This is a genomic window from Fibrobacter sp. UWB4 (assembly GCF_002210345.1).
In the GTDB taxonomy this organism is placed as follows: Bacteria; Fibrobacterota; Fibrobacteria; order Fibrobacterales; family Fibrobacteraceae; genus Fibrobacter.
Genome location: NZ_MWQI01000010.1, coordinates 83,625 through 95,709, shown reverse-complemented (window position 1 = coordinate 95,709; position 12,085 = coordinate 83,625). Strand labels below are relative to the sequence as shown.

At 47.9% G+C, this 12,085-nt stretch carries 8 protein-coding genes and 1 tRNA gene; 4 read left to right on the top strand and 5 right to left on the bottom strand.

Annotated elements, in window-relative coordinates; genetic code table 11:
* Positions 1–3: 3 nt before the first annotated feature.
* From B7990_RS13330 to B7990_RS13320, 3 genes are all read left to right on the top strand, one after another.
* Positions 4–5,049 (top strand): InlB B-repeat-containing protein, encoded by a 5,046-nt coding sequence (locus B7990_RS13330; RefSeq protein ID WP_088641402.1) that lies wholly within the window; start codon positions 4–6, stop codon positions 5,047–5,049.
* A 116-nt stretch (positions 5,050–5,165) separates the two neighbouring features.
* Positions 5,166–5,564: a hypothetical protein gene (locus tag B7990_RS13325; RefSeq protein ID WP_254917536.1), complete on the top strand. Its 399-nt coding sequence runs from the start codon at positions 5,166–5,168 to the stop codon at positions 5,562–5,564.
* 59 nt (positions 5,565–5,623) lie between these two features.
* Positions 5,624–6,556 carry a biotin--[acetyl-CoA-carboxylase] ligase gene (locus B7990_RS13320; RefSeq protein ID WP_088641400.1) on the top strand — a complete coding sequence of 311 codons (933 nt, stop codon included), beginning with the start codon at positions 5,624–5,626 and terminating at the stop codon, positions 6,554–6,556.
* A gap of 5 nt (positions 6,557–6,561) precedes the next feature.
* Here the strand turns inward: B7990_RS13320 and B7990_RS13315 are convergent, their stop codons facing one another.
* The 5 genes from B7990_RS13315 to B7990_RS13295 all read right to left on the bottom strand — a co-directional run bounded on the left by B7990_RS13315 (position 6,562) and on the right by B7990_RS13295 (position 11,764).
* A complete protein-coding gene (locus B7990_RS13315) occupies positions 6,562–6,783 on the bottom strand; it encodes a hypothetical protein (RefSeq protein WP_088641399.1) in 222 nt (73 codons plus the stop codon).
* Positions 6,770–7,660, bottom strand: coding sequence for a 4-hydroxybenzoate octaprenyltransferase (locus B7990_RS13310; RefSeq protein ID WP_088641398.1), 891 nt, complete (start codon positions 7,658–7,660; stop codon positions 6,770–6,772). The genes B7990_RS13315 and B7990_RS13310 overlap by 14 nt, the downstream gene beginning before the upstream one ends.
* Before the next feature lie 68 nt (positions 7,661–7,728).
* Positions 7,729–8,322 carry a UbiX family flavin prenyltransferase gene (locus B7990_RS13305; RefSeq protein ID WP_088641397.1) on the bottom strand — a complete coding sequence of 198 codons (594 nt, stop codon included), beginning with the start codon at positions 8,320–8,322 and terminating at the stop codon, positions 7,729–7,731.
* The gene (locus B7990_RS13300; RefSeq protein WP_088641396.1) at positions 8,319–9,131 is read right to left on the bottom strand and encodes a ubiquinone/menaquinone biosynthesis methyltransferase; all 813 of its coding nucleotides are present in this window, start codon (positions 9,129–9,131) and stop codon (positions 8,319–8,321) included. Before B7990_RS13300 ends, B7990_RS13305 begins: the two co-directional genes overlap by 4 nt.
* 119 nt (positions 9,132–9,250) lie before the next feature.
* On the bottom strand, positions 9,251–11,764 hold the full coding sequence (locus B7990_RS13295) for a CotH kinase family protein (RefSeq protein WP_088641421.1): 2,514 nt from the start codon (positions 11,762–11,764) through the stop codon (positions 9,251–9,253).
* A 168-nt stretch (positions 11,765–11,932) separates the two neighbouring features.
* Here B7990_RS13295 and B7990_RS13290 point away from each other — a divergent pair.
* Positions 11,933–12,005, top strand: a tRNA-Phe gene (locus B7990_RS13290).
* The last annotated feature ends 80 nt before the right edge of the window (positions 12,006–12,085 follow it).

Genomic DNA, 12,085 nt, shown 5'->3' with positions numbered 1-12,085 from the left:
AATATGAAAAAAGGTTTATTGGCAACAGCCCTTATTTGGGTAGCAAACGCTGTTGCAGCACCGACCATTATGCCTGTCGCCCCGAAGTTGGTTGACGGCTGTTACCAAATCGGCACCGCCGAAGAACTTTACGGTTTTGCCGCCATCGCGAATGGCACGAACGGCATGACTCGCAACAAAGCCGCCTGCGGCAAGCTCACCGCCAACATCGTTGTCAACAAGAACGTCCTTGCCAATGACACGCTCAACGGCGACGGCTCTAACTTTGTTCCATGGACTCCGATTGAAGAATTCAGCGGAACAATCGACGGCCAATACCACACCATCTCCGGCATTTACATGAGCAAAGACCATGACGAAGCCGAATGGGTCGCCCCGATTCTTTCAGTGAGACCGGCGAAAAGCAGCGATACAATCACCATCAAGAACATCGGTATCGAAGATTCATACATTTATAACAACAGATATGCAGCCGGATTCATCGCCACTGTAGATTCCGGAACTGTCGCAATGACGAACGTCTATTACGCAAGCTTTATAAGGGGCAGATACGACACTGCTGGCGGGCTTATCGGCGAAGTCAAAAAAGGATCTTTGTTCATCAAGAATACATACACATTTGTTCCAAGATCAATTGTCAGAGAAGCATGTCTGGTAGGCGATATGTATTCCGGCACAAAGAGCGAGAGCATAAATTCTTACACCCCAAGTGAATTGAACCTCATGACGGGTATCAATGCATTGAGCATTCCCTACAGAGAATTTACCGACGGCTCGCTCGCGCTTAGGCTCCACAACTATGACGAAGGCAATGCATGGGGTCAAAATGTAGGCGTAGACAATCACCCGACTTTCAGCGGAAAGGTGACCAACTACGCAGGCAATCTCAAAGTTTCAAGCCTCACATTTAACACAGGGTTTGAGCACGAACCTTTTATCGAAGGATATGTCGAAGGCGAAATAACTCCACTCCCCATCCCGACAAAAGAAGGCTATGCCTTTATCGGCTGGTTCGAGGACAAAGAATTTACGGGCGACACCATATTAACAATAAACCGCACTATGACGGGAGACAAAGAACTGTATGCAATGTGGGCAACGCTCCCCAAGCTTGTGAACGGCTGCTACGAAATAGGCACTGCTAGTGAGCTATATGGATTTGCCGCCATCGTCAACGGCACCAACGGGACAAAGCGAGAGAGTTGCGCTTGCGGAAAACTCACGACAAACATTTCGGTAAGCGAAAAATTCGTCGAATTTAGCACGTACAAGCGCTGGTTTCCGATGATGGAATTTTGCGGAACGTTCGATGGCAACGGCAAGACTATTTCTGGACTGACATACTTAACGAATGGTTCCATCGGAAATATCGGATTTTTCGGAACAACAAAATCCAAATACATTTCTTATAACGAACAATATCGAGCAGTCATCAAAGATCTTGAAATTGCCGATGCCTACTTCCAAGCAGACACTTGTATCGGAACGCTAATCGGGAATGGCCGCGATGTCGATATCATCAACGTTCACACCACCGGTTCCGTCCACGGAAGATACGCTATCGGAGGCATAGCAGGACAACTTTCCAATTCAAACATCACCCATACCATCAACGAAGCCGGAGGCGATGCACGAGCTGCAGGTGGTGCTTTCATCGGCGTGTCCCATGGAACAATCCGAATTACAAATTCATACAACAAAGGACATGTTACTCCGAACAACGACGGCTGTTGTTCATCATCTAACAAGCCTGCCGTTCAAGTAGTCGGTTACAATTATGGAACAACCATATTCGAAAACTCCTACCACATGCCGACAAAATACTGGGACAACGACAGAGCTACGCTAGATGGCGTTACTGCAATCAACAGTTTTTACGATGGCTCCTATGTAGGCAAAAACGGCACTCACGTTACAACGCACGAATTCAACGATGGCACAGTAGCCAAGCTTTTGCGCGAATACAAAACCGATAACGTAGATGGTTCAATTTGGGGACAAAATGTTGGCGTTGACGAATCACCTGTTTTTGTAGACAAACTTGTATTCTCTTCGACAATCACACCCAAGGCACCCAAGCAGACAAATGGTTGTTACCAAATCGGCACAATCGAAGAGCTTTTTGGATTTGCAAATATCGTCAATGCAGCCTTGTACAACATCACGCCATTCTGCGCCGAGCTCACCAGCGATATCGTTTTGAACAAAGACGTTCGAGCCAATGAAAAGGGTGCAATTCAATGGATTCCCATTAAGGATTTCGACGGCACATTCGATGGTCAAGGGCATACCATTTCGGGAATTTACTTTAAAGATACGACGGTAACAAATGCGGGCTTGTTCGCATCAATTATCAATCGTGACCCTCTCAGTCCGACAACAATCAAGAACTTGAACATCACCGATTCCTACATTCACGGCGGTTTAAATACAGGTGCATTGGTAGGCGAAATCGACTCGCTCAGCCAAAAGGTTTCCATCGAAAATTGTCAAGTAGAGGCGACTGTCGGCAACAGCTACATCAATAACGCCAAGCCATACATTGGCGGACTTGTCGGAAACCAACACGGCGGAGAACTTACAATTACACAGTCTTCTAGCGTAGGCGACTTTTTTGGCTACGGAAGTACAGGCGGGCTTATCGGTATTGTCACAGGGAAATCGAACATCATCAACTCATATAATGTCGCTACCATTTCCAATGCCTTTAATTTCTACAATCTTGTCGGTTCTATATCTGGCTCATATTATTCAGGAACCACACTTTTTTCTCCGCAAGTCAACGTAGAAAACTCCTATGCCTTAGTAATATCCTCCAAGAACAAAGAGTTAACTTATGTTCACCTCATGAGGGGGAACGCCACATTTAAAAATGTATTCTATTACCTATATTCTGGTTCCGCAGAAACTAACGGTCAAGCGCTCTTCAAAACAAGTGAAGAACAAATTAAAGACGGTTCTTTGGCAACAGCCTTGCATACATACAAAAGCGAAACTGCTGACGGTTCTGTATGGGGGCAAAAAATTGGCACAGATGAATATCCAAAACTCACCGGAAATATCACAGGCGCTACTTCTGTCAAGAGTTCTTCGTTGAAGTTGGTAACATACGATACAGACACAACCACATATCGCGACAAATATGTCGAAGGATTAGAAAGCTTACTTCCGATTCCCGAACGCAAGGACTATGTTTTTAAGGGTTGGTTCAGCAACAAGGACTATTCAGGAAGTCCAGTGAAATTCATTCCAAACGATGCAACAGGCGACTTGACTTATTACGCCCAATGGTGGCACAACCCGAGCATTGTCAACAACTGCTACGAAATCGGCGACATTGGCGAGCTGTATCAATTTGCCGACATGTACAACAGCGAAGCGAAGCACACGAGCACATGTGTCAAGCTTACGGCAAACATCATCGACAACAAGAATGTTCTCGTCAACGGAAAAATCAACGAAGCAGATTCTGCAAAATTCAAAAAATGGACTCCAATCAAGAATTTCATTGGTACGTTTGATGGTCAAGGTCACACCATTTCAGGTCTTTTCGTTTCCAGTTTCGCAGATGGAGTCGGGCTCTTTGGCTCAATCGGCTTAACAAGAGAAGTCGGTGAACCCGTGACCAAAACAGTCATTCAAAACATCAACATCAAAGACTCTTATTTCTACGGAAACAAGTATGTCGGGAGTCTCATTGGACGAGCCGAATCAGCTTCTATTTTGTCGGTGATAAATATTTCTAGCGAAAGCAACATCAATGCAAATTCCAATCACGCTGGAGGAATCATCGGTTATTATGGCAACGATGAAGGTCCGGACGAAGGCATCGAACTGAACATAGTCAACGTCCACCATGATGGCGAAACTTTTGGTCTCAATTGCGTCGGAGGCATTGCAGGTTCTATCTTATATGCAAAATCAACTATAATCAACGCGTCTAATACTGGAGCCACTTTAGGGTATGGCGGAATTGGCGGATTAGTCGGGCAAATAATTAGCTACGGCACATCTAAATCCACAATGATGTACTCTTACAACGAAGGCTTTGTCAGTTCCATCAATGCTGTAGTAGGCGGTTTAGTTGCATTCCAGAAATATTTCCTAGATCTTTACAACTCTTACAATGTTGGCAACGTCCAAGCAGGTACGTTTAAATCTGGCGGGATTATTGGACAAACGGACGGTATTCTTTCCATCATTAATACGTATAACAAAGGCATTGTCAGCGCCGAAAAGGATTCATTAGTAGACGCACTCGTCGCCGAAACGGGCGAAAATTCCGAAGTCTCATTGAACAATACATTCTATGTGAATACAGCAAAAACAACTCAAAGCGGAACCGCAGCAAGTGCTACCGAGTTTACAGATTTGTCGCTGGCCAAGAAGCTCCATGATTACAACAAGAATGGAATTAATGGTGACGTATGGGGGCAAGAAACAGGTGATGCTTACCCGCACTTCAAGAAGAATGTTGTCGAAGAATTTGCAGCCGCTTACATCAAGACGCTCAACCTCGAAATTGCAATTAGCTCTTCAAGCAGCGTGAATTCGAGCAGCTCTACCGCGCAATCGTCATCCAGTTCCGCAAAATCGTCTTCAAGCAGCGAGAATTCAATTTCTAGCGTAACGGTCTCCAGCTCTAGCGAAGAATCCAGTAGTTCCGCGAAGTCGTCGTCCTCCTCTGCGAAATCCAGCAGTTCTTCAAAGATTGCTTCGAGTTCTTCGAGCAGCGCGAAATCGAGCAGCTCCGCGAAGTCATCTTCGAGCAGTGCAAAGTCTAGTTCCAGCGTAACTGTTTTCAGCTCAAGCAAGGGAACAGGACTTGAAAAAGTAAGGTCAATTGCAAAATTGCACATTGCCGTTGAACCAAACTTCATTTCGATTCACGGAGCACAGATTGGAGCCAACGTAACTTTATTGGATATGCAAGGACGAGTTCTGTACCGCCATCATGCGGTGAGTTCGGACTTTAACATTGCCAAACCGGCCCCAGGATCGTATATAATACACATCATGAACAAAAAGCAAATCGTCACGATACGGTAATAGCGACAAACGCGCTATTTGCCGTATTTTCGGACATGCTTTTTATACCAACATTGTCTTTTTAACATTTTTCATTGTATATTGTTAATATGATTTTGTCGTATAAAAATAAGGTAATGCTCATTCTTTGTGCTTCAGCCATCTGCTGGGGACAAGATTTGACCGCACCTGTAAACGACGTGGACGTGTTCCGTCCCGAGAAGAGAGAAACCAAAGTCGAAATGGTCGACTCCACGCAAAGCAATTCGATCAAGTTGAACGTTGATATCTTTGCAGACGGCTTTATCGGTTCGTATTACATTCTTTGGGATAACGTAGACCTTTCTGAAGATATCAAGAAAACGATACAGAGCAGAAACTTCGCCAAAGACGAGTTCTTCATGCAGAACATCGACCGCGAACAGTTCGAACAGGAACGCATGTTGCAGCTCTTTGAAGACAAGAAGCGCGAGTTCTTCAACATCTTCCCCGAAGAAGCCCTCAAGGAACTGCAAGAAAAGCAAGCCGACGAGTAAGTCAGACGAAAGACGAGAATCGCCGCCCATGTCATGCTCGACGACTAACGACTAAGCAAATGTTTTCTCAAGAACGCAATTTTACAGACTGGCAGCTTACTGGCTTTGGTGATGCCCCCGCATTTCTCTTCGAGACGGTCGGCAGCACACACAAGCTCATGAAGTCCATGGCAGCCGCTGGAGAAATTGCCCCGGGAACGCTCTTTGTTGCAGACTCACAAAGCGATGGTCATGGTCGTCACGAACGCACGTGGGACTCCCCCGCCGGCAAGAATCTTTATTTCAACATTTTAATCCCGCTCGACGGAATACCCGCAAGCAATTTCGCACAAATTACGCAAGTTGCAGCTCTCACGTTCGCAGAAACATTCAACAATGTTCGAGAATGCGCGAAGGATAGCCAAGCAGGTCCCGCAAATCGGGATTGCGCAGAATCGGAAAACGCGAACTCGCCAAAAATTACGGTCAAATGGCCCAACGACATTCTCTATGGCAAAAGCAAGTTCTGCGGGATTCTCGCGGAAATAGTCTTCGTCAAGAGGGAGGTCCCCGCTTCCGCGGGGATGACAATGCAACAAGATGCGCCGCGCCCAGCGCTCTCGATGGGAGTCGGCATAAACGTCAATAGCGATCCCGCCGAATATGCGCACCTGAATCGCGCCGTCACCACGCTCAAAGAAATCTTCGGGCATTCCATCAACCGCGAAAAGCTTTTGCAAGCGCTTATCGGGAATCTCGAACGCGCCATCGGGCAGTTCCGCGCCTTCGGCATATCGCCCTGGATTAGCGCCTGGCGCAAGATGGACCAGTTCATCGGCGCCCGCGGCACCATCGTCGTGAACAACCACTGCACCGATCAAAACCGGGACTCCGGCGAAGGCGCCATCAAAAAAACAGGCCGTATCATCGACATGAACAATGATGGCAGCCTGCTCTTTGAATGTGACGACGGAACCGTCGAAACCGTTATATCAGCAGATCTGGAAATTTAAGAGAGCTATCTCTTAAAATACATCGCACCAATAAGCGAAACAGCGAGCATCACAATCATCGCGGTAAGGCCCATATCGGCAAGGTCGCGGCGTTCGCCGGCAGCACCCGTTTCAATCAGCAAAATGCAGACAAGCGCTAAAACGGCGGCAACGCCTCCCATCAAGTGAAACATTTTCACTTTTTCTTCATTCGTGAACTTTCCGTTCGGGCGATTAATAAAGGGCATTGACATCACCTCCCATGCAAATCCAGACAATGAGACCCACCATCACGAGGGCACTAATCGCCACGTTCGCAAGGAAAAAGTCGCGGTTCATCGCATCCAGGTCATTAGACTTTCTGAACAAGTGAATATAGACAATCGCGGCAGTCATGAGTCCCGTAATCGCCCACCAGATCCAGCCCATGTTCCAGAAGAATCCGAACACAACACAAAGCACAAGCATCGCCAAATGGCTCGCCAGCGCAATGCGCAAGGATTTTTCAAGGCCAAAGCGGGCGGGCACGGAATGCAAGCCCTGCTTGCGGTCAATTTCAATATCCTGCGTCGCGTAAATAATGTCAAAGCCACCCATCCAGAGCATCAGAATGAACAGGAGGAAAATCGGGAACACAGCAAATTCACCACGAACCGCGATCCAGGCGCCAAGCGGACTCATGCCAATCGCAAAGCCAAGGAACCAGTGGCAAAGCCAGCTAAAGCGCTTCCAGTACGAATACGAGAGCAGCAATAGCCACACCGGGAACGCAAGCGCGCCAGCAAGCGGCTGGAGCATCCATGCAAACACAACAAACAAGATTCCGTTCAACGCCAAGAACGCCATCACCGATTTTCGGCTCAGGCGCCCGGCCGGCAAATGGCGCTTTGCTGTGCGCGGATTCTCCGCATCGAACTTGGCGTCTGCAATGCGGTTAAAGCTCATGGCGCTGTTACGGGCGGTCACCATGCAAAGCACGATGAGCACGATAATGCGGACGGTCTCATAAGCGCTCATGTCACGGAAACCGTTTGCCGCAACCCACATGGAGCCAATCGCAAAAGGCATTGCAAACAGCGAATGGCTCAAACGAACAAGATGTGTAAATTCAAGGATTTTATTCATGTTATAGTAGACAGTAGGAAGTTAGAAGTAGACAGTGGTTAGTCAATAGTCATTGGTCATTAGATTTGTCATTCCCGCCTCCGAGCGGGAATCTCCCTTTCATCGCCATTCCACACTTTAGCAACACTTGCAACAAGCGCTTGTTCCACGCCCAAGTGCTTTAGGATTTTCGCGACGACGGTATCCACGAGTTCTTCGATGCTTTTGGGCTTGCTGTAGAACTGCGGCGACGCCGGAATCACAACCGCCCCCGCCAAGGTCACTCGTTTCATATTCTCGATGTGGATCAAGTTGTACGGCATTTCGCGCGGCACAATCACGAGCGGCCTGCGTTCCTTGAGGCAAACATCCGCCGCGCGCACAAGCAAATTATCCGAAGTCCCCGCCGCAATGCGTCCAAGCGTTCCCATGGAGCACGGCACCACCGCCATGCCTGCAATATCGCTAGAACCGCTCGCGCATTCCGCAAAAAAATCATCCACGTTGCACACGTCCTTGCAATAGTCGAAAAGCGCACTTTGCCCCTCATATTCGAGAACCTGTTTGCCCGGGTGCGTCACGATGAGCGTCACCTCATGATGAAAACGCTGCAAGTACATCGCCGTACGGGTCGCATAAATGCTGCCGCTTGCACCCGTCACTCCAAGCACAAAGCGGCTCATGCATTCCCCGGCTTGTGCAAGAACACGCCAAACGAAATTCCGCCATCGAACATCTTGACCTGCTTGACTTCAAAGCCGCATTCTTCGGCCATCTTGCAGAACTGATCGACCGGCAAAAAGCGGATAATCGAGTTCACCAGGTATTCGTAGGCATCGCGCTTGCCGCTAAAAAAGGCGCCCATCACCGGAATGAACAGCGGCGCAAGCACTTTATAGAAGAACTTGTTGAACAAGTTCCTCGGCGAGAAAAATTCCAAAACGCAGAGGTAGCCGCCCACGTCAAGTACGCGGTACGATTCCATCAAGGCGCCACGGGCATCGGGCACATTGCGCATGCCAAAGCCGTTCAAGATGACGTCAAACTGGCGTTCGGCAAAAGGCATTTTCATCGCATCGAGCTGTACCGCATGCGCATCGATTTTCTTCGGCTTGACTTCGGCAAGCATCCCGTACGAAAAATCACCGATTACAGCCGGATCCACGACAAAGTCGCGCGACACCCCGTTTTGCGAAACATTCTTGCACTTGCAACCGGATTCGAAAATCTTGCGGAACGTGTTAGCAAAATCGCCCGTTCCCCCGCACAAGTCGAGCAGACGCACTTTATTCAAACCGCGCGGCTTTCCCGAAAGCGGCGTCTCGTCAAGCAATCCCGGCATTTCGTCTCGCCATTCAGCGCCCATCATCTTTTTCAAGCGCTTGCAGCAATACCTGCGCCACAGCACATCCTGATAGCAGCTCAGAAAGTGATTCAGAAAATCGTAACGGCTCGCAATGCCATCGAACATCTTACGCACGGGACTTTTCATATAGCAAAATGTAGAAATAAAAAGCGACCTGGATTTTTATCCAGGCCGCGAATTTCATCATGAGCGGCGACGCATCTCGACAAGACACATCTTGACAAGGCGTATCGCGTCGCTACCAGTTACTGGAACTTCGCCGTAAAGGACGCGCCATCCGTCGGGCTTACGAGACGCGGGTTATCCGTCACGCCATCGCTCCAGCCAGTAAACACCGCACCAGCATCCGGAACAGCCTTGAGTTCCATTTTCACGCCGCCAAAGAACTTGCCCTTGAAACTTGCACTCGGAAGCTTCATGCCTTCCATAAGCACAGTACCATTGCCAGTGGCGCCAATGCTCACAGAAACAGTACCGCTCAAGCCAAATTCTTCCTGATATTCCTGAAGGACCTTCGGATCGCGGTCATTTGCCCATTTCTTTAAGCAAGAACCATCCCTGCTGAAGCCATTATTGTCAGGGCAAGAGTTGGTATAGTACTTTTGATCCTGCTTGAACTTGGCGAGGTCGCGATCCATTTCAGCCTTGTCAATCGTTGAAACCATGGAATTGACAATCTTTTCCACATTCTTACCGTTCGTGTAGCTATTGAACATCACAGCCGAGCGGTTAATGAACATGCGCTTGAAATCCGGATTCTTGATGAGCTGGTTATAAAGATTGGCGAAGCAGCCTTCATCCTTGCACGGCTTGTTTCCGCCACCCTTCTTGATCCAGGCAAACATATTGGATTCCTGGTTGAATTCCTTATCGTTCACGCCCCACGTCCAGTCAAAGCCATGGTCGAGGTCATAGACCATGAACTTCCACGGATGCCCCGGAGCAGACCATGCACGAACATTGTTGTTCGGCCAGTCACCATTGTGCATATAAATTTCAGCAGCCATGTAGTCCGCCAAGTTGCCCACATCGAGCATCGTCTTTACGGTATCATACTTTGCATTGTTTTCGCCGGAGAAATCATTCGTCGCCACATAGTGGAGCATGTTCATATAGGCGTCCGTCGTACCGTTGCTGGCTTCAACTTCCTTGCCCAAATGCTTGATGAAATTCACCGTATTCGCATCAATCTTGTAGTTCGTTTCTACGTAATGCTTGTTGAAGCGTTCACGCATGTCATGAATGCCGTAGTACTTACCGTTATAGAACACCACAACCTGACGGCTTCTCTGGTAATCGACGCTAGTACCTTCGAGAAGGGCTCCGCCCATAGCATCTTCGATGTAGTCGCTAACAAAGCGGTTGCCGTTATTGCGGAGGTTAAAGGACTTGTACTTGTCATTTACGCCCTTGCGGGTTTCGAACAACGGATAGTTGATGCTGCCATCCTGATATTCTTCACGGAGGCGAATTGCAACCGACTTCTTGTCATTCAAGCGGCTATAGCCACCCATCAAGGAAATGCCGGCATCAATTTCCCAAGTCGAGCCATTCTTCGTAGAAGATCCATTTTCGAAATATTCCACGTGGACAGGCAATTCAACATCGGCATAAAGGCCAGCACTGTCACTGCAACCCTTCGGAGCATTGCAGCTCGTCTTGATATAATGTTCACGGAAGAAGCTGGAATCCACGCTGATTGCAACGATCGGCATCTTCACCTGGTCTTCGTCAACAAAGAACGTGCGGGTTGTAACCTTATTCGGAAGGGCGCCCTTCTTGAATGTCGCGCAGCGGAAAGCCACGCTGTGGTCAATCGTCTTCGGGGAATTAAATTCTGGAGAATTTTCCGTCGGAACAGAACCATCCGTTGTGCAACGGAGCTTGACACCTTCATCAAGAGCAGGAGGATTCAGCTTAAACGGTTCACTGTAGAATCCAGACTTAAGGCCGCTCATATCTGCTTCAGGAGCAACATCATCGTAAGCCTTTGATGCTGTATTCGGCTTTTCCGGAGTCGGCTTTTCAAAGTATTTCCAGTATCCGCCATCGACAATACCCCAGCTAAGGCCAGCTGTCAATTCAGGATATTCAACACTATCACGGATTCCGTTGTACTTGTCGATCAAGTAAATCGTGCCGCCGTTCTTATCGAGCTTCCAGTTCGTATGCGGGCGCGTATGGCGACCACCATCAAGATCAGCACTCTGCACTGCAGAAATATTTTTCTTATCGCAGAAAACGACCAAGAAAGACTTAGCCTTGAGAACATAGCTACCAAAGACCCACTTGCGCAAGTTCTTCATGTTTTCAACAAGCGTGTAGCCCTTCAGATCGATATCCTTATCGCCGGAATTGTAAATTTCCACCCAGGACGGATCATCGCCGTTTTCGTCCAGCCAGTCCGTATTCAGCGGAGCAATTTCCGTGATACGCAATGCAGATTGTCCCACCCAAATAAGCGACGTATCTTGCGGAATATAAACCGTATCGATAACGCGAACAGTATCCGTACCAATAATTTCATACGTCGTATCAAAATGCGGGTTCACAGGAACGACCGATGTGTCATAGCCGCCACCTGGTTTCGGCTTAATGATCGTATCGTTACAAGCACCAGGCGTTAAACATTGCGGACCAGGTTCATCGTTACCTGGTATAATCGGGTTTTTATTCTCCTCAGCACAGCCAAGAATAAAAACTGTACCTAAAACCGCAGCAAAGGCAAAGAACGGTCTCATTTTTTTCAAACGTATCACGGCGACCACCTAAAATAAAAGACTCACTCTCCACAGCAAAATGCCGTGAAGCACCTAATCATCCATCCAACAACAGTAAATTTAGTAGTTTTTTTAAAAAAATAACAGTAATATTCTCTTTACCCTTGACAAGCCGAAAATAAATATCTATAATTGGGTCACCAAAATGGTTCTGTAGCTCAGTTGGTAGAGCAGTGGACTGAAAATCCGCGTGTCGTTGGTTCAATTCCAATCGGAACCACGAAGAAACCTCGGTGAAAACCGAGGTTTTTTCTTTATTTTCGGCAATTTCCCGCCTTTTTCATTGTCATTCCCGCCTCC